This is a genomic window from Allobosea rubneri, assembly GCF_032464875.1.
GTDB lineage: Bacteria > Pseudomonadota > Alphaproteobacteria > Rhizobiales > Beijerinckiaceae > Allobosea > Allobosea rubneri.
Genome location: NZ_JAWDID010000059.1, coordinates 14765 through 33058, shown reverse-complemented (window position 1 = coordinate 33058; position 18294 = coordinate 14765). Strand labels below are relative to the sequence as shown.

18 protein-coding genes, 1 tRNA gene and 1 pseudogene are annotated in these 18294 nt (G+C 67.4%); 8 read left to right on the top strand and 12 right to left on the bottom strand.

Features of this window, described 5'->3' with window-relative positions; genetic code table 11:
• Both RKE40_RS24905 and RKE40_RS29850 read left to right on the top strand, forming a co-directional pair.
• Positions 1-436 (top strand): IS3 family transposase (locus RKE40_RS24905; RefSeq protein WP_316020885.1); only part of this gene is annotated, 436 nt, incomplete at its 5' end.
• Between the two features lie 30 nt (positions 437-466).
• A pseudogene (locus RKE40_RS29850) lies at positions 467-571 on the top strand (HNH endonuclease); the annotation flags it as partial.
• 174 nt (positions 572-745) lie between these two features.
• Here RKE40_RS29850 and RKE40_RS24895 read toward each other — a convergent pair.
• Positions 746-820: transfer RNA gene (locus RKE40_RS24895), tRNA-Gly, on the bottom strand.
• Between the two features lie 191 nt (positions 821-1011).
• Here RKE40_RS24895 and RKE40_RS24890 point away from each other — a divergent pair.
• From RKE40_RS24890 to RKE40_RS24875, 4 genes are all read left to right on the top strand, one after another.
• Positions 1012-1527, top strand: a complete 516-nt coding sequence (locus tag RKE40_RS24890) for a prolyl-tRNA synthetase associated domain-containing protein (protein WP_316020884.1) — start codon at positions 1012-1014, stop codon at positions 1525-1527.
• A 195-nt stretch (positions 1528-1722) separates the two neighbouring features.
• Complete coding sequence (gene trxA / locus RKE40_RS24885; RefSeq protein WP_316020883.1) at positions 1723-2622, top strand: thioredoxin; 900 nt, start codon at positions 1723-1725, stop codon at positions 2620-2622.
• 35 nt (positions 2623-2657) lie between these two features.
• Positions 2658-3329, top strand: coding sequence for an LON peptidase substrate-binding domain-containing protein (locus RKE40_RS24880; RefSeq protein ID WP_316020882.1), 672 nt, complete (start codon positions 2658-2660; stop codon positions 3327-3329).
• A gap of 190 nt (positions 3330-3519) precedes the next feature.
• Positions 3520-4914 (top strand): MFS transporter, encoded by a 1395-nt coding sequence (locus RKE40_RS24875; RefSeq protein WP_316020881.1) that lies wholly within the window; start codon positions 3520-3522, stop codon positions 4912-4914.
• Positions 4915-5095: 181 nt separating this feature from the next.
• On the opposite strand, the gene RKE40_RS24870 is transcribed toward RKE40_RS24875, so the two are convergent.
• Positions 5096-7489, bottom strand: coding sequence for a transketolase-like TK C-terminal-containing protein (locus RKE40_RS24870; RefSeq protein ID WP_316020880.1), 2394 nt, complete (start codon positions 7487-7489; stop codon positions 5096-5098).
• Positions 7490-7611: 122 nt separating this feature from the next.
• On the opposite strand from RKE40_RS24870, the gene RKE40_RS24865 reads away from it, so the two are divergent.
• Both RKE40_RS24865 and RKE40_RS24860 read left to right on the top strand, forming a co-directional pair.
• On the top strand, positions 7612-8094 hold the full coding sequence (locus tag RKE40_RS24865; RefSeq protein WP_316020879.1) for an Lrp/AsnC family transcriptional regulator: 483 nt from the start codon (positions 7612-7614) through the stop codon (positions 8092-8094).
• Between the two features lie 107 nt (positions 8095-8201).
• Positions 8202-8513, top strand: a complete 312-nt coding sequence (locus tag RKE40_RS24860) for a DUF1272 domain-containing protein (protein WP_316020878.1) — start codon at positions 8202-8204, stop codon at positions 8511-8513.
• An 87-nt stretch (positions 8514-8600) separates the two neighbouring features.
• On the opposite strand, the gene RKE40_RS24855 is transcribed toward RKE40_RS24860, so the two are convergent.
• The 10 genes from RKE40_RS24855 to RKE40_RS24810 all read right to left on the bottom strand — a co-directional run bounded on the left by RKE40_RS24855 (position 8601) and on the right by RKE40_RS24810 (position 18293).
• Entirely contained in the window at positions 8601-9647 is a 1047-nt protein-coding gene (locus RKE40_RS24855) for an amino acid ABC transporter permease (protein ID WP_316020877.1), read from the bottom strand.
• Entirely contained in the window at positions 9644-10807 is a 1164-nt protein-coding gene (locus tag RKE40_RS24850) for an amino acid ABC transporter permease (RefSeq protein ID WP_316020876.1), read from the bottom strand. Before RKE40_RS24850 ends, RKE40_RS24855 begins: the two co-directional genes overlap by 4 nt.
• Positions 10808-10984: 177 nt before the next feature.
• Positions 10985-12013, bottom strand: a complete 1029-nt coding sequence (locus RKE40_RS24845) for an amino acid ABC transporter substrate-binding protein (protein WP_316020875.1) — start codon at positions 12011-12013, stop codon at positions 10985-10987.
• 108 nt (positions 12014-12121) lie between these two features.
• Positions 12122-12457: a hypothetical protein gene (locus RKE40_RS24840; protein ID WP_316020874.1), complete on the bottom strand. Its 336-nt coding sequence runs from the start codon at positions 12455-12457 to the stop codon at positions 12122-12124.
• Between the two features lie 26 nt (positions 12458-12483).
• Entirely contained in the window at positions 12484-14034 is a 1551-nt protein-coding gene (locus RKE40_RS24835; RefSeq protein ID WP_316020873.1) for a serine hydrolase domain-containing protein, read from the bottom strand.
• A gap of 150 nt (positions 14035-14184) precedes the next feature.
• The gene (locus tag RKE40_RS24830; RefSeq protein WP_316020872.1) at positions 14185-14949 is read right to left on the bottom strand and encodes an ABC transporter ATP-binding protein; all 765 of its coding nucleotides are present in this window, start codon (positions 14947-14949) and stop codon (positions 14185-14187) included.
• Positions 14946-15959, bottom strand: coding sequence for a FecCD family ABC transporter permease (locus RKE40_RS24825; RefSeq protein WP_316020871.1), 1014 nt, complete (start codon positions 15957-15959; stop codon positions 14946-14948). The genes RKE40_RS24830 and RKE40_RS24825 overlap by 4 nt, the downstream gene beginning before the upstream one ends.
• Before the next feature lie 4 nt (positions 15960-15963).
• Positions 15964-16998 carry an iron ABC transporter substrate-binding protein gene (locus tag RKE40_RS24820; protein WP_316020870.1) on the bottom strand — a complete coding sequence of 345 codons (1035 nt, stop codon included), beginning with the start codon at positions 16996-16998 and terminating at the stop codon, positions 15964-15966.
• The gene (gene tsaA, locus RKE40_RS24815; protein WP_316020869.1) at positions 16985-17464 is read right to left on the bottom strand and encodes a tRNA (N6-threonylcarbamoyladenosine(37)-N6)-methyltransferase TrmO; all 480 of its coding nucleotides are present in this window, start codon (positions 17462-17464) and stop codon (positions 16985-16987) included. Before tsaA ends, RKE40_RS24820 begins: the two co-directional genes overlap by 14 nt.
• Positions 17465-17483: 19 nt before the next feature.
• On the bottom strand, positions 17484-18293 hold the full coding sequence (locus RKE40_RS24810; RefSeq protein ID WP_316020868.1) for a molybdate ABC transporter substrate-binding protein: 810 nt from the start codon (positions 18291-18293) through the stop codon (positions 17484-17486).
• Position 18294 lies beyond the last annotated feature (1 nt).

Genomic DNA, 18294 nt, shown 5'->3' with positions numbered 1-18294 from the left:
GCTCTATGTGGCGGCCGTGATCGACCTGTTCTCGCGCCGTGTCGTCGGCTGGTCGATGAAGGCGCAGATGACGGCGGGACTCGTCACCGACGCGCTCATCATGGCGATCTGGCGCCGCGGCAAGCCGGACGCGTTGCTGCATCACTCCGATCAGGGCAGCCAATACACCAGCCAGCACTTCCAGGAGTTGCTCGCCGAGAACGGCGTCACCTGTTCGATGAGCCGATCTGGCAACGTCTGGGACAACGCCGCGATGGAGAGCTTCTTCTCATCCCTGAAAACCGAGCGGATCAGGGGCAAGGTCTACCGAACCCGCGACGCCGCCAGGGCGGACGTGTTCGACTACATCGAGCGGTTCTACAACACCATCCGCAGGCACTCGACCATCGGCTATCTCAGCCCGGCCGAGTTCGAAAAGAAGGTGGGATTAGCTTAACCGAGCATCCACAGAACCGGCAGCAGGCCAAGCTTCATAAACAGGACAGGTCGAGCTCTACCGCCTGTGCGAGCTCACGACCGTCCGCATCCGCATTTCCTGCGGTGGCACCGAGAGAATTGCTTCAAGCAGTGAGGGTTGGGGGGAGTGCGCCCAGGCGACCTGTGTGCGCCTGAGGCGTACTTGTAACCCGCAGGTAACCACGGGCTTTCGGAACCGTTCAGAATTGGTGCCGCACCGCCCAGGCCAGAAAAGCAAAAAGCGCCGGGAAACCCGACGCTTGCATGCTTCTCATAACCTGAGATTGTCTGGAGCGGGCGAAGGGATTCGAACCCTCGACCCCAACCTTGGCAAGGTTGTGCTCTACCCCTGAGCTACACCCGCATCCGAGACATTCATCGCCGCCGCAGCGGCGATGGGCGGCTTATTGCCCATCGCCGCGAGGAGCGCAAGTGCCTTGTTGCAGGAATTTCACAACTCGCTGCCCGGTTCAGCCGGGGGCAATGCCTCGAGCTTGCCGCGGTGAGGGGAGAAAGCTAGGGATTTCCAGCTTTTCCGCGTTTCCCAGGGCAAAAATGACCGCGCCAATTTCTCCTCAGGATCTCGTCGCCGCCTTGGATAACCTCGGCATCACCACCACCCGGATCGACCACGAGGCCGTCTTCACCGTGGCCGAATCCAAGGAGTTGCGCGGCGCGATCAGTGGGCATCACACCAAAAATCTGTTCCTCAAGGACAAGAAGGGCCGGATTTTCCTGGTCTCGGCGCTGGAGAGCACGCGAATCGACCTGAAGCGCCTGCACGAGACGCTCGGGGCGAGCGGCAGGCTCTCCTTCGGCTCGGCCGAGCTACTGATGGAGAAGCTCGGCGTCACGCCGGGCTCGGTCACCGCTTTCGCGGTGATCAACGACCGGGCGGGCGATGTGACCATGGTGCTCGATGCCGGGCTGATGACCGGCGAGCCGATGAACTTCCACCCTCTGGTCAACACGGCGACGCTCGGCATTGCCCGCGACGACATGCTCGCCTTCCTGCGTTCGACCGGCCACGAGCCGCTGATCGTCGATCTGCCGGCGCCGCCCGAGCCTTGAGGCGTATGACCTGCACTGGCCATCGCATCAGATGCGCCAGGGGCAATGGACAGAACGGACGAAGCTCCCCATCTATGGGGCGCGGATCGGGCAGCGCTGCCCGGCTGTTTCGGTTGTCCGGGCAATCCCCTAAAAGGCAGGGCTACGACCCTGCCGGCGCGGAGCCCGGCTTGTTGGCGAGATGAAGGACGACCCATGCTGGTCAATGGCGAAGCGGCACCGGCCCCCGGGCTGATCAAGGACACGACGACGCAGGGCTTCCGTCAGGACGTCATTGCCGAATCGATGAACCAGCCGGTGCTGGTCGATTTCTGGGCGCCCTGGTGCGGCCCGTGCAAGCAGCTGACGCCGGTGATCGAGAAGGTGGTCAACGAGGCCGGCGGCAAGGTCAAGCTGGTCAAGATGAACATCGACGAGCACCCGGCGATCCCCGGCCAGCTCGGCATCCAGTCGATTCCGGCGGTGATCGCCTTCCAGCGCGGCCAGCCGGTCGACGGCTTCATGGGCGCCCAGCCGGAGGGCCAGATCAAGGCCTTCATCGAGAAGCTGGTCGGGCCGATGGGCCCCGGCCCGGTCGAGGAGATGCTCGCGGCGGCCGGCGAGGCGCTCGAGGCCGGCGATGCCGGCGGCGCGAGCGAGCTCTATGCCGAGGTGCTGGCGCTGGAGCCGGCGAATGTCGCCGCGATCGCCGGCATGGCCCGGCTGCATTTCGACGAGGGCGATATCGAGGGCGCCAAGGGCTTCCTCGCCATGGTGCCGGCCGACAAGGCCGAGGATCAGGCCGTGACGGCGCTGCGTGCCGCGATCGAGCTCGCCGAACAGGCGGCCTCCCTCGGCGACACCGCCGAGCTCGAGGCCAGAGTCGCGGCGAACCCGAAGGATCATCAGGCCCGTTTCGACCTCGCTCTCGCGCTGAACGCGCGCGAGCGGCGCGAGGAGGCGGTCGACCAGCTCATCGCCATTCTCAAGGCGGATCGGGGCTGGAACGAGGATGGCGCGCGCAAGCAGCTGCTGCAGTTCTTCGAGGCCTGGGGACCGATGGACGAGCACAGCGTCGCCGGGCGCCGCAAGCTCTCCACCGCACTCTTCGCCTAGATCGGAGGGGACCACGTGCAGATGGGCAGGCGCCGATGGGCATGAACGCGGTTTATCACGGGCCCGAGGATTGCCCGGCGGTGATCCCGCTGTTTCCGCTCAGCGGCGCGCTGCTGCTGCCGCGTGGGCAGATGCCGCTCAACATTTTCGAGCCGCGCTATCTCGCCATGGTCGATGACGCGATCCGCACCCATCGTGTCATCGGCCTGATCCAGCCCGAGCCGGAAAACGGCCGGCAATCGACGGCGCCGGCGCTGCTGCAGGTCGGCTGCCTTGGCCGCATCACTCAGTTCGCCGAGACGGGCGACGACCGCTACATCCTGACCCTGACCGGTATTTCCCGCTTCCGGCTGGTCGAGGAGCTTTCGGTCACCACCGCTTATCGCCAGGCCAGGGTCTCCTATGACGATTTCGCGGTCGATTTCCAGGCGCGGGCCGGCGAGGAGGCTGTCGACCGCGTGAGCCTGCTCAAGGCGCTGCGCAGCTTCGCCAAGGCGAACGAGCTCAAGATCGACTGGAAGGGCGTCAACGAGGCGCCCAACGAGGCGCTGGTCAATGCGCTCTCGATGATGTGCCCCTTCGGACCGCGCGAGAAGCAGGCATTGCTCGAGGCGCCTGACCTCAGGAGCCGGGCCGAGGTTCTGGTCGCGATCACGGAAATCGAGCTCGCCCGCGGCGGTTCCGATCCGGACACGACGCTGCAGTGAGTGATTTGCGGGTTTTCCCTCCGGCTGTCGTCCCGGGCGACCGGAGGGAGACCCGGGTCCCATGCCTGGACGTCTGCCGGAGAGGTTCAGGCAGACGTCCAGGCATGGATTCCGGATCGGCGCCGCTGACGCGGCTTGTCCGGGACGACCAGCTTCCTTTCAGATCAGGTGCTGTCCTTTGAATGTCGCGATGACCCAGTCTGGCGGTGCCGCCAGTTCGCCGGTGACCTATCCGCCGCGGCGCTCGATCGTCGCCTGGATCTTCTTCGACTGGGCGGCCCAGCCCTTCTTCACCCTGGTCACGACCTTCGTCTTCGCGCCCTTCTTTGCGGCTGCGCTGGCTTCCGACCCGGCGCAGGGGCAGGCGCTCTGGGGCTATGCGACGGGCTTTGCCGGGCTCTGCATCGCGCTGCTCTCGCCACTGCTCGGCGGCATCGCCGACCGAACCGGTCCGCGAAAGCCCTGGATCGCCAGTTTCGGGGCGCTGCTCGTCATCGGCTCCGGCATGCTCTGGTACGCCAAGCCCGGCTCGCCTGCGGCCGTGCCGATCGCGCTCGCCGGTTTCGTCATGGCGACGATAGGGGCCGAGTTCGCGACGACCTTCAACAACGCGATGATGACGCGGCTCGTGCCGCCCGAGCGTCTGGGGCGCCTGTCAGGTACCGGCTGGGCCGTCGGCTATCTCGGCGGGCTCGTCTCGCTGGCGTTGACGCTCGGCCTGCTCGCGGCCGATCCGCATACCGGCAAGACGCTCGCCGGCCTTTCGCCGCTGTTCGGGCTCGATGCGGTTACCCGCGAGGGCGATCGCTTCTCCGGGCCGCTCACTGCGCTCTGGTTCGTGATCTTCGTCGCGCCGATGTTCCTGCTGACGCCGGATACGCCGCGCACCGGCATATCCTTCCGGGAGGCCGCCGGCGGCGGCGTGGCACGGCTGAAGGCGACGCTGGCGGAGCTGCCGAGCCTGCCCGGGCTCGGCCGCTTCCTGCTCGCCAACATGATCTACCAGGACGGGCTCGTCGCGCTCTTCGCCTTCGGCGGCATCTACGGGGCAGGGGTGTTCGGCTGGCAGACGATCGAGCTCGGCGTGTTCGGCATCCTGCTCACCATCACCGGCACGCTCGGCGCCTTCCTCGGCGGCAAGCTCGACGATGCGGTCGGCGGCAAGCCTGTCATCCTCGGCGCCATCGCCTGCCTGCTCTTCGCTTGTCTCGGCATTCTCTCGCTGGGGCCGGGACAGGTCGCCTTCTTCATCGAGGCGACGCCGGCGGCCCCCGGCGATGGCCTGTTCGCCTCGCTGCCCGAGAAGGTCTATCTCGGGCTCGGCCTTCTGATCGGCATGGTGGCCGGGCCGTTGCAGGCCTCTTCGCGCAGCCTGCTCGCCCGCATCGCGCCGCCGGCGCGGATCGGCGAGTTCTTCGGCCTGTTTGCGCTGGCGGGCAAGGTCACCTCCTTCATGGGGCCGACCCTGGTCGCGCTGGCGACGACGCTCTTCGCCAGCCAACGGGCAGGCCTCGCTGTGCTGATCGCCTTCTTCCTCACCGGAGGCTGGCTGATCGCCGGCGTGAAGGTGAAGCGCGGCGGTTGATCGAGGGCGCGGGCGGCGCGACCTGCCCCCTCTCCCCTTGCGGGAGAGGGCTGGGGTGAGGGGGCGCGCGACGCTGGCCGTCTCGCCAGCTGCAATACGCTAACCGGAAACGGCAGCGCGACCCCTCATCCGGCGTATCGCGCTCCCCTTCTCCCGCAGGGGGAGAAGGGGAGCGCCCGCCCTACGGCAGCGCCTTCAGATACCGGACCGGCCGGCCGGGCGCCGCCGACTGGGCGGCGTGGACGATCGCGTTCGCGTCGATGCCGAAATGCCGGTAGAGGTCGGCGACGGTGCCGGTCTGGCCGAAATGCTCGACGCCGAGCGCCTTCTGCTTGTGGCCGTGGACGCTGCCGAGCCAGGCCAGCGTCGCCGGATGCCCGTCCAGCACCGAGACGATGCCGCAATCGCGCGAGAGCTCGCCGAGCAGGCGCTCGACATGGCTGGTGGCGCGATGATTGCCGCGCTGGCGCGCCCGCTCTGCCGCCTGCCAGCCGGCGTTCAGCCGGTCGGCCGAGGTAATGGCGAGCAGGCCGACATCGCGCCGGTCCTCGGCGAGCAGGCCGACGGCCTCGATCGCTTCGGGCGCGACCGCGCCGGTATAGGCGATCACCACCGAGGCGTTCGGCCCGGGCTTCCTCAGCCAGTAGGCGCCGTCGATGATGTCGCGCTCCAGCTCCGGCGTCATCGCCCGCTTGGGCTGCTCGACCTGACGGGTCGAGAGGCGCAGATAGACCGAGCCGCCGGTCTCGTCGCGCAGCCAGGTGCGCTCGTCCGGATCGCCCTCGCCATCCTTCTGCAGGTATTCGAACGACCAGCGCATCATCACGGAAAGCTCGTCGACGAAGGCCGGCTCGAAGGCGCAGAGCCCGTCCTGGCTCATGCCGATCAGCGGTGTCGCGATCGACTGGTGCGCGCCGCCCTCCGGCGCCAGCGTGACACCGGACGGCGTCGCGACGACCATGAAGCGGGCATCCTGGTAGCAGGCATAGTTTAGCGCATCGAGCCCACGCGAGATGAACGGGTCGTAGAGCGTGCCGATCGGGATCAGGCGCTCGCCGAAGATCGAATGCGACAGGCCGAGCGCCGAGAGGTTGATGAACAGGTTCATCTCGGCGATGCCGAGCTCGATATGCTGGCCCTTGGGAGAGAACTCCCATTTCTGCATCGAAGGGATGCGCTCGTCCTTGAAGGTGTCGGCCATCGAGGCACGCGCGAACAGGCCGCGCCGGTTGACCCATGGGCCGAGATTGGTCGAGACGGTGACGTCGGGCGCCGTGGTGACGATGCGGTCGGCCAGCGGCCCGCCGAGCTTGGCGAGCTCGTCCAGCACCTTGCCGAAGCCCATCTGCGTCGACATCACCGGCTGGATGCCGGCTTCCAGCTTTTCCGGCACGGGGAGGGCCGGCGCGCTGTAGCGGCGGCGCCCTTCGGAGAAGAACGGGATCCTGTCGAGGAAGGCGCGGATCTCGCTCTCGGGCAGGTCGAGGCCCTCGAACAGGTCCCATTCATGGCCCGGGCGGACCTGGTTGGCCTGCTTGAAGCCTTCCATCTGCTCCTTGGTCATCAGCCCGGCATGGTTGTCCTTGTGCCCGGCGAGCGGCAGGCCGAAGCCCTTGACGGTGTAGGCGAGGAAGCAGACCGGCCGGTCATGGTCGATCGCCTCGAAGGCCTCGAGGATCGAGGGCAGGTCATGGCCGCCGAGATTGCACATCAGCTTCGAGAGCTCGGCGTCGGAGCGCTTCTCGATCAGCTTGGTCACCGGGCCCTGATCGCCGAGATCGTCCATCAGGCGCTTGCGCCAGGCGGCACCGCCCTGGAAGGTCAGCGCCGAATAGAGCTGGTTCGGGCAGGTATCGATCCAGGCCTTCAGCCGCTCGCCGCCCTTCTCCTTGAAGGCTGCCTGCTGCAGCGAGCCGTATTTCAGGGTGACGACGTCCCAGCCGAAATTGCGGAACATCGTCTCGAAGCGGTCGTAAAGGCCCTCGCGGATCACCGCGTCGAGCGACTGGCGATTATAGTCGATCACCCACCAGGTGTTGCGCACGCCGTGTTTCCAGCCCTCCATCAGGGCTTCGAAGATGTTGCCCTCGTCGAGCTCGGCATCGCCGATCAGCGAGACCATACGGCCTTCGGGGCGGTCCTTGGCCCAGCCATGCGCCTTCACATAGTCCTGGGTCAGTGAGGAGAACAGCGTCTGAGCCACGCCTAGGCCAACCGAACCGGTCGAGAAATCGACGTCGTCGATGTCCTTGGTGCGCGAGGGATAGCTCTGCGCGCCCTTGTAGCCGCGGAAATTCTCGAGCTTCTCCTGCGTCTGCAGCCCCATCAGATAGTTGATGGCGTGGAAGATCGGCGAGGCGTGCGGCTTCACCGCGACCCGGTCCTGCGGCTTCAGCGCCGCCATGTAGAGCGCGGTCATGATCGTGGCGAGGGAGGCCGAGGAGGCCTGATGCCCGCCCACTTTCATGCCGTCGCCATTATCGCGCAGATGGTTGGCGTTGTGGATCGTCCACGAGGCCAGCCAGAGAATCTTCTTTTCCAGTTCGGCGAGAACGGGCAGGCGTGGGTCGGACATCGGGCGTGCTCCTTGGATTAGCGTATCATGCATATTCGCGCTGGCGAAAGCAGCTAAAGACGGAGCTGTGTGCTTCCAGAATTGGCGGGTTCCGCTAATCTTGAGCCGAGGAGCGAACATTCATGCCAAATCCAAAACTCGACGATATCGACCGCCGCATCGTTCAGGCCCTGCAGGCCGACGGGCGCATGAGCATTCAGGACCTCGCGGCGCAGGTCGGGCTGTCGCCGAGCCCCTGCGCACGGCGCGTCCGGCTGCTCGAGGATGCCGGGGTGATCAAGGGCTATGTCGCGGTGATCGACCAGGAGAAGCTCGGCCTGCCGGTCTCTGTCTTCGCCTCGATCAAGCTGGAGCGGCAGCGCGAGGAGGAACTCGACCGTTTCGGCGCGGCTGTGCAGCGCTGGCCCGAGGTGGCCGACTGCTATCTGATGACCGGCCAGCGCGACTATCTCCTGCGCATCATCGTCAGCGATCTTGCCGCTTATGAGCGCTTCCTGAAGGACAAGCTGACGAGGCTCGACAATGTCGCCTCGATCGAGTCGAGCTTCGCGCTCGGCCAGGTGAAGCGCTCCTTCTCCGTGCCGGTGGAACTGGGGGTGAGCTGATCAGGGGGCATGGCTGCGGAGGGTCGGCGGAGTCGCCACTGACGCACGCTGTCTTCGCCTCGGGCTTCACTCGCCGCGAAGCTGCTGACGCCAGGCCGGAAACGACGATGCTGGAACTGCGCCCGAACTGCGAACTCTGCAACCGCGACCTGCCGCCGGCCTCTCTGGAGGCGCGGATCTGCAGCTATGAGTGCACCTATTGCGCCGACTGCGCCGAGCGGGTGCTGGAAAACGTCTGTCCCAGTTGCGGCGGCGGCTTCGTCCAGCGTCCGATCCGCCCGGTCAACGATCTGCGCGGCATCGGACTAGGCCTCGCCAACCGTCCGCCATCGACCGCCCGCAAGCACTCGCAATGGACGGAAGCGCAGCGCCGCGAGCTGACCGAGCGCCTGCGCGCCGTGCCGCCGCAGGAGCGGTGACAGGCACTCTTTTGCCTGAAATGACCGGTGTTTAGAGCCGGTGGCGGAATCGATTTCTCAGAGAGCTGTCCGATCGTGGCCCTAAGGCTATCGTCCCCGCTTCGTCTCCAGGCTCTTGCTCCAGCGCGACAGCGAAAAGCAAATCAGCCAGTAGATCCCGCCGGAGAAGACATAGGCCTCCATGCTCATGCCGACCCAGTTCGGGTCGGCGAGCGAGGCCTGGGCGATGCCGAGCAGGTCCAGGATCGAGACGACGAGGACGAGCGTGGTGTTCTTCACCAGCGCGATGAACTCGTTGGTGATCGCCGGCAGCGAGATGCGCAGCGCCTGCGGCAGGATGATGAACCAGGTCGCCTTCCAATAGGTCAGGCCGAGCGCGGTCGCCGCCTCGCGCTGGCCGGAGGGCAGGGCCTGCAGGCCGCCGCGAACCGCTTCCGCCATATAGGCCGCGATGCAGAAGCCGAGCCCGATCACCGCCCGTGCCAGCCGGTCGACGCCGATGCCCGAGGGCATGATCAGCGGCAATAGCAGCGATGCCAGGAAGATCACCGCGATGATCGGCACGCCGCGCCAGAACTCGATGAACAGCACGCTGATCAGGCGGATCACCCTGAGCTGCGATTGCCGCCCGAGCGCCAGCACGATGCCGAGTGGGATCGCGATCAGGCTGGCATAGATCGAGATGAAGACGGTCAGCATCAGACCGCCCCATTCGCGCGTCTCGACGGGCCTGAGGCCGAAGCCCCCGGCAAGCAGCCAGACGCCGAGTGGCGGCAGGATGACGAGCGCCGCCAGAGCGAGTTTGAGCTTCAGCCGCTGCGGCGCAAACACCAGCCCAGCGCCTGACAGCGCGAACAGGATGCCGGCGAGATCGGCGCGCCAGCGCTCCTCCTGCGGGTAGAGCCCGTACATGAACTGGCCGAAGCGGGCGCGGATGAAGACCCAGCAGGCCCCGCCCGAGGCGCAGTCCTCGCGCGTCGTGCCGCGCCAGGTCGCGTCGATCAGCGCCCAGCGGATGATCGGGATGGCGATCCAGGCGATGAGGAGGGCGAGGATGAGGGTGACGACCGTTGTCACCGGCGTGCCGAAGAGGCGCTCGCGCCAGCTCTGGGAGGTTGCGGTGGCGGCGCTCATCGGGTCACCAGCGCGATCCTGGCATTGTACCAGTTCATGAAGGCGGAGACCGCGAGGCCGATGACGAGATAGACCGCCAGCGTCATCGCGATGATCTCGATCGCCTGGCCGGTATTGTTGAGCGCAGAGCCCATGAATAGGCTGACCACGTCGGGATAGGCGATCGCGGCGCCGAAGGACGAGTTCTTCAGCACATTGAGATACTGGTTGGTCATCGGCGGCGTCATCACCCTGAGCGCCTGCGGGATGGTGACGAGGCGCAGCGTCTGGGCAGGCCGCAGCCCCAGAGCCGCCGAGGCCTCGATCTGGCCGTGCGGCACGGACTGGATGCCGCCGCGCACGATCTCGGCGATGAAGCCGGCCGTGTAGGTCACCAGCGCCGCCAGCAGCGCGACGAATTCGGGGATGACGACGAAGCCGCCGCGATAGTTGAAGCCGCGCAGCACCGGGATGTCCCAGCGCGTCGCCAGGCTCGCCCAGCTCAGGGCCAGCACGGGCACCAGCACGAGCAGGACCAGGCTGACGACAAGCAGCGGAGCGTCCTGCCCGGTCGCTTCCTTCCGCCGCCGCGCCCAGCGGGCGAACAGCCATTGCGCGACGAAGGCCGCCAGGATGACGCCGAAGGCCCAGTGGAAATTCGCCGGGGCGTCCGGCAGCGGGATGGTCAGCCCGCGATTGTTGAGGAAGGCGACGCCGAAGACGCTGATGCTCTCGCGCGGCGAAGGCAGCGCGGCGATGACGCCGAAATACCAGAACAGCACGAAGAACAGCAGCGGGATATTGCGGACGAACTCGACATAGGCCCCGGCCAGCGCCGAGACGAGCCAGATCGAGGAAAGGCGGGCGATGCCGATCGCGAAGCCGAGCAGCGTCGCCAGCACCAGCGAGACCGCGGTGACGAACAGCGTGTTGGCGACGCCGGCCCAGAACAGCGCGAGAATGTTGTCGGACTGGGTGTAGTTCGTCAGCACGAACGGCACGTCGATGCCGGAGGTGCGCCAGAGGAAGTCGAAGCCCGACGCGATACCGGCCTTGACCATGTTCTCCGAGGCATTGCGGATGAAATAGACCAGCAGGCCGACGAGGCCGATCAGCACCGCCGCCTGGTAGAACCAGTCGCGGACGCGCTTGTCGTTGATGAAGGCGAGGGCTTTGCTCACGATCGCAGGCTCGCTGGGAAAGGCTGAAAGAGCGGGCCGTCATTCCGGCCGGAGCGAAGCGGAGGGCCGGAATCCATCGCTGGACTCCGGCGCCTTTCGATGGATTCCGGAGCTGCGCCGCGTTGCGGCTTGTCCGGAATGACGGCGCTCAGCTCGCCTGGCCGGGCCGCCTTGCTCTCACTGGAACGGCGGCGTGAACAGCAGGCCGCCCTTGGTCCAGAGCTGGTTCTGGCCGCGCTCGAGCTTCAGCGGCGAGCCCATGCCGACGGTGCGCTCATAGCTCTCGCCATAGTTCCCGACCTGCTTGATGACCTTGTACATCCAGTCGTCGGGGAGCCCCATCATCGCGCCGAAGCCGCCCTCGGCGCCGAGCAGGCGGCGGACCTCGGTGTTCTTCGAGTTCGCCTTCATCTCGTCGACGTTCTTCGAGGTCACGCCGAGCATCTCGGCGGCGATCGTGCCGTTCAGCACCCAGCGCACGATCAGCTGCCAGCGTTCGTCGCCCCAGCGTGTCACCGGCCCCTGCGGATCGTTCGAGATCGGCTGGGTCAGGATGACGTGCTCGTCCGGAACCTTGAGCTTGGCGCGCTGGCCGGCGAGGGCGCCGACGCCGGCGGTGTAGGCGTCGCAGCGGCCGGAATCATAGGCGGTGATGGCGTCGTCGTTCTTCTGGAAGTTGGTGATGGTCACCTTGAGGTTGCGCTCGCGGAACCAGTCGGCGGCGTTCTTCTCCTCCGTCGAGCCGGCGGCGACGCAGATCGAGGCGCCGTCGAGGTCGGCCGCGGTCTTGGCGTTTGCCTTCTTGCGGACGATGAAGGTCTGGCCTTCGTAGAAGTTGATGCCCTGGAAGTTCAGGCCGAGCGTCGCATTGCGCGAGAAGGTGATGGTCGAATTGCGCGAGAGCAGGTCGACCTGGCCCGATTGCAGGATCGGCCAGCGCTGCTGCACCGAGGTCGGCGTGAACTTGACCTTGGTCGCGTCGCCGAGCACGGCCGCAGCGAGCGCCTTGCAATAGTCGACGTCGAGGCCGGTCCATTCGCCCTTGTCGTTGGCGAAGGAGAAACCGGGCAGGCCGAGATGCACGCCGCATTCGATATGGCCGCGGGCCTTGACCGCGTCGAGCGTCGGGCTCGGCGCGAGCTGCTGGGCGAGCGCCATTGAGGCGCTGCCGGCGAGGATGGCCCCTGCCAGATAGATGGTCTTCATGTCCTGTTCCCCTGCGTCCTTAGGCGTCATGCGCGGCGCTGGGGCTGACTATGCAACAGACGCACCAAGAGAGGTAGGGGGGACGATAGGACTAGCTGACGTCCGGTGTCACCAGCCCCGTTGGGCCTTGATTGCCTTCTTCTGCATGTCCTTCTGGGCCCGCCAGTAGTCCATCTGGCCCTGCCGCTGCATCTCGTAATAGTCGCGGATGCGCTCCTTGCGGGAGGTCGAGTTGCGGTAGTCCTTCCAGTCGTAATGGTCGTCATGGACATCGTCATCGTCGCCGAGCGCGTCGAGGAAGTTCTTCAGCAGCGAGCGGGCCGGTTCGATCGGCAGGGACTGCACGCCGGCAGGGAGCGGCGCGAAAGCAGGCGCGGCGATTGCGGCCGGCGAGGCCGCGACGAAGGCGGCCAGGCTCAGGATCAGGGCAGGGCGGAGCATCATGTCGAGCATCCTCGGTGTCGTCGGCATCACTGGGCAGGGGTGCGGTTGAAAAGATGCGGCAGCTCGGGGCTGAGCCAGCGCATCTGCGTGATCCTGCCGTTGTTGTCGGGCTCGAAGCGCAGCCGGGTGAAGGCTTCGCCGCCGCTCATCGCTGCGGGACCCGCGAAGTCGCCGACCGGGGCGAGCGTCGCCGAGAACAGGAAGGGATCGTCTCGGCTTGCCGTGAGCAGGCCGATGGCCTCCGTCGTTTCCAGCTTCATCTGCAGGTTGCCGTTGACCAGGGAGACCGTCGCGTCGCCGAGAATCGGCGAGACGTAAGTTCCGGCGAGGGCGGCGGCATTGGCCGGCAGCGGCCCCGGCACGAAGCCGGCGGCCTCCTTCAGCGCGGCCTCGCGCTTGGCCTTCGAGGCCGCGGCGCCGAGCGGGATGTTGTCGACGGTCGGATTGCCGAGGACGCGATCGTAGAACCACATCGCCAGCGAATCCGGCATGCCGGTGTTCTCGAGATTGGTCAGGATGACGATGCCGGTCCTGGCATCCGGCAGGAAGCCGGCATGGGCACCGAAGCCGGAGGTGCCGCCATTATGCCAGATGATCCGGCCGCGCGGCGTCGCGCTGGCGACCCAGCCGACGGCATAGGCCGTGCGCTCGTTCATCGCGACGCGCGGCGTCCAGGTCACGTCGAGATTCTCCTCGGAGACGACGACCTTGCCGTCGAAGATGCCGCGGCCGAGCTGCAGGCGCAGCCATTTCGCCATGTCGGGCACGTTCGAGTTCAGCGCTCCGGCCGGGCCGAGCGCATAGGGGAAGGCGGGATGGAAGGGCACCGCGATGGGCGCGGCGTCGAGCCGGTGACCCATGGCATGGTCCGGTGCCTTCTCGATTGCCTCGGCGGTCGCCGTGGTCGCCGCCATGCCGAGCGGGTCGAGCACGCTGCGCTTCAGCGAGGCGAACCAGGACGGCGTGCCGTTGGCCTTGGCGACGATCTCGCCGCCGACGACATGCGGGATGTTGAGATAGCGGAAATCGGAGCGGAAGGCGCCGAGCTGCGGCGCCACCCGCAGCGAGCGGATCAGCGTTTCCTTGTCGAAGCCGAGGAAGGCCAGCGCGTCGTTCACATAGGGCGTCAGCCCGGAGCGCTGCGCCGCGAGATCGAGCACGCGGAAGTCGCGGGTGATCCAGGGGTCCGAGAGCTGGAAGGCGGGATGGTGATCGATCACCGGGTCGTTCCAGCCGATCCGGCCGGCATCGACAGCCTGCGCCAGCGTCACGCCGAGAAACGCCTTGGTGGTCGAGCCGACCTGGAACAGCGTCTCGGCGTTCACAGGCTCGGGCTTGCCCTGCGCCTTGAGGCCGAAGCCCTTGGCGTAGATCAGCTTGTCGTCGTGGACGATGCCGACGGCGACGCCCGGCACCGAAAAAGCCTTCATGCCGGCGGCCACCTGCTTCTCCAGCTCCGGTAGCAGTGCCTTGATCGATGCCTGACTCGGCTCCTGTGCTTGGGCTGCGCCGCTGACCGCCAAGGCGCCGGCGAGCGCGAGGCCGCGCAGCACGGGTGTTCCTAGGAATCGCTTCATCAAGTCGCTCCAGGGTATTGAAAAAGGCCGAGAAATCGCGGCGAGGATACGCTGCGGGCCGGGCAGGAGGCCGCAAGCTCGCATGGTCTTGTCTGCCGCTAGGTAAACAGAATCGGGAGATTCTGACCAGATTGCCGTGACGCGCGAGTGTCACCCCGGCAGGAAGGCGAGCCTGCCATCGGCGTCGCGCACGATCTCGACCGCGCTGCCATAGAGCGCGACCAGATTGTCCTGCGTCAGCAGGGCGGTGGCCGGTCCGCTTGCCAATGCCCGCCCATCGCGCAGCAGCATCACCCGGTCGGCATAGCGCAGCGCCTGGTTCGGATCGTGCGTGGTGAACAGCACGCCGAGCCCCTCGGCAGCGAGACGGCGGATCTGCGCCATCACCTTGCCCTGGTTGCCGAAATCGAGGCTGGCGGTCGGCTCGTCGAGGATGATGTAGCGCGGCTCCTGCGCCAGGGCGCGGGCGACGAGCGCGAGCTGCCGTTCGCCGCCGGAGATCTCGGTATACGGGCGCTCCGCCAGTGCCGCGATGCCGAGCCGCTCCAGCATGGCCCGCGCGACGGTGCGGTCATGGGCCGAGGGGGCGGCGAAGAGCCCGGCATGGGCGGTGCGGCCCATCAGCACCATCTCGGCCACCGAGAAGGCGAAGGTGCCGGCATGAGCCTGCGGCACATAGCCGAGTGCTCGCGCCCGCGCGCCGAAGCCGAGCGACTCCAGCGCTTGCCCGTCGAGACGAAGGCTTCCGCCCCGCGCCGGCAGCAGGCCGAGCATGGTCTTGAGCAGGGTGGTCTTGCCGTGACCGTTCGGGCCGAGCAGGGCCATGACCTCGCCGGCCTGCAAAGCGAGCTCGATGTCGCGGCCGATCTCGCGCGCAGGGTAACCATAGGCAAGGGCGCTGGCGGCAAGGCTCACGACCAGCCTCCGCGGGCCGAGGCCAGCAGCCAGATGAAGAAGGGTGTCCCGACCACGGCGGTGAGGACGCCGAGCGGCGTTTCGACCGGAGCGGCGGTACGGGCGAGGGTATCGATGGCCAGAAGATAGCCGCCGCCGAGGATTGCGGCCGTCGGCAGCAGGCGGCCGAAATCGGGTCCGACCAGGAAGCGCGCCAGATGCGGCACGACGAGGCCGACCCAGCCGATGATGCCTGCGGCTGCGACGCTGGCCGCAGTCACCAGCGTCGCCGCGGCGACGATCGCGATGCGCAAGGGGCCGGTGGCGAGGCCGAGCGCGCGCGCCTCCTCCTCCGGCAGCGACATCACGTTCATCCGCCAGCGCAAAGCGAGCAGCATGCCGGTTCCGATCAGGACAGGGCCCAGCAACGGCACGAGGTCGGGCCTCGCGGTACCGGCGAGACTGCCGAGCAGCCAGAAGGTGATCGCCGGCAGCTGATTGTAGGGGTCGGCCCAGTATTTGATCAGGCCGATGCCTGCCCCCAGCAGCGAGCCGACGACGACGCCGGTCAGTACCAGCACCAGCACCGGATCGCCGCGCCTGATCGTCGAGCCGACGGCATAGACCGCCCCGACCGCGACGAGCCCGCCGGCGAAGGCGGCGAGCTGGATCGCCAGCAGGCCGAGCGAGAAATAGATGCCGATGACCGCGCCGAGCGCCGCGCCTGAGGAGGCGCCGAGGATGTCGGGAGAGACGAGTGGGTTGCGGAACAGGCCCTGGAAGGCGGCGCCGGCAACGGCGAGCGCCGCGCCGCACAGGATCGCCGCGAGGACGCGGGGACCCCGAATATTCCAGATCACCGTCTCGATCTGTGGCTGCAGGCCCGAAGGCGTGCCGGTAAGCCAGGACCAGATCGACCGGAGGATATCGGCCGGGCCGACCGGAAACCGCCCGAGCGCGAAGGCGGCGATCACGGCGAGGCCGAGCAGTCCGAGGGCGATCAGGTTGCCGCGCAGGGAAGGTGATGCCAAGGGGTTATCCCCGCCCCGCAAGCACGCGGTCGAGCTGTGCCTCGCTCGGCGTCACCTGGTAGAACAGGGTGTGGAAATCGCGGGCGAGTGGGCGGATCTCTTCCGGGAACTGCGCCGGGTAGAGCAGCTTCGCCAGCCACCAGAGGCCGATCATCCGGTTGACCGAGGGCGGAAAGTCGACCCAGCCGAAGGGCAGCTTCGGCGAGAGATGCACCCGGCCCTCGCGCACCGCCCTGACCCCGGCCCAGTTCGGATCGCTGCGTACGCTTTCGGCGAAGGCAAGGTCGATGGTGACGATCACATCCGGGTTCCAGCTCAGCACCTGTTCCAGCGAGACCTGGGCGAGGCCGCTGCCCGGTTGCTCCGCGGCGACATTGCGGGCGCCGAGGAAGGACAGAGTCTCGACATTGATCGAGCCGCCGAGGCCGGTCTCCAACCCGCGTGGGCCGCGGGCATAGTAGACGCTCGGCCATTGCTCTGCCGGGATCGCGGCAATGCGGCCGCTTATCGTCGCCATCGTCTCCTCGCACCAGCGCGCCAGCGTCTCGGCCCGCTCGCCGCGACCGGTCAACTGGCCGAGGATGCGATAGCTCGCTGGAATCTGCGCGAAGCGCCCGTCCAGCAGCGCATAGGGAATGCCGGTCTGGCTCTGGACGCGTTCGGCGAGCTCGACATAGGTGCGGCCGGTCGAGCCGGAATCGATGATCAGATCCGGCTTGAGCTGCAGCACGGCCTCGAGATTCGCGCTGTTGCCGCGCCCGGTGATGCGGCCGATCTCCGGCCTGTCGCCGACACCCGGAAGCAGGAATTCGCGCTCCTCCGGCCGGTTGGCGCGCGGCCAGCCGAGCAGCAGATCGGGGGCGAGCGTGTAGATCTGGATTGCGGCCGGCGGCCCGGCCGGGAAGATGCGTTCGACCTTGCCCGGGATCGGCACCTCGCGCCCGGCACCGTCGCGAACTGTCGCGGCGCGGGCGAGGCGCGGCGCCGCCAGTACGGCTGCGACGCCGGCCAGCAGGGCGCGTCTGTCAGGACGCAGCATGCGATTTCTCCGCTCGGGCGGCAGAATGCGGGCAGCGCCAGGGCTTGATGTCGACCAGCGGCGTGCCGTCGAGGCAGTCGAGTCCGCGCACCAGCAGGACGCCATCCTCGACGCCCTCCAGCTTCACCCGCGACAGCGCGATTGGGTTCGGCCGCACTGGCGAGCGCAAGGCGAAGGTGCCGGAGACGGTGCCGCCACGTGGGGTTTGCGTCAGCAGGTCACGCCGCGCCTCGTGCATCCAATAGAGGATGTCGAGCTCGTCGAAGGCCTCGACGCCGAGCAACGCCGGGCGAAAGGCCGGGTCGAGCTCGATCCGGCAGAGCGGCCCATCCTGGCTGCCGCGGCGCGGGCACTGGTCGCGTGTCGCGAAAGGTGTGCGGATGCGACCGATGAAGACGAGATGCGCATCGTTCCGCGCGGGCAGGGGGGCTTCGGTTTCGCCCGGCCGCGTCGCTTGCCAGTCCATGGCCGCCGTCCTGTTCCGTTCAAGGTTCGGCACGCGGCAGTCCAGGCGCCGAGAAGCCATGCTTCGCCAGGATCGTCTGCCCTGCCGGCGACAGGATGAACATGGCGAGCCGGTAGCCGTTTGGCGAGGCCGTATTGAGCACCGTCAGCCCGTAATCGGCGCCGACCGCGAGCGCCGGCGGCAAGCGGACGAGCCGGATTCCCGGCTGCTCCTGCGCCAGGGGCTGGGCGTTGGTGCAATAGGCCAGAAAGATGTCGGCCTCGCCGCTGGCGATCTTGTGGCCGTAGACATTGACGCCGGCCGGCGCCGGCACGCTGGTCGCGCTGCCGGTGAGCTGCAGCGCCTTCGCTTCGAGGGCAGCTCGGGCTCCTGCCTTCACCGCCTCGGCGCGGGCGAATACGGCGAAGGCATAGTCGCCGGACGGGTCTGCGCGCGGCGTCGAGGTGCCGAGCTTCACCTTGGCATCGAGCAGGCGATCGAGCAGGGTCTCGCTTGTCACCGCCAGATCCGGCCGAACGAAGGCGCAGAGCTCGTTGCGGGCGAAGAGCACGACCGGCCCCGCGGCACCGGCCTGCGCCAGTGCCTGCGGGTGTTCCATATTGGCGGAGGCGAAGACCTCGGCGGCTTCGCCCTTGGCGATACGGTCATGCAGCAGGCCGGAAGCCCCGTAGACGGGCTTCACGGCGAGCTTCGTCTGCGCCTCGAAAGCCTGCGCCACCTCGGTCAGGGCGCCGCGCAGGCTGCCGGCCGCATGCAGGAGCACCGGCTCCTGCGCCGCTACGGTCCCGGCCATCAAGCAGACAAGTCCGGCGAGTGCGAGGCGGCGCACG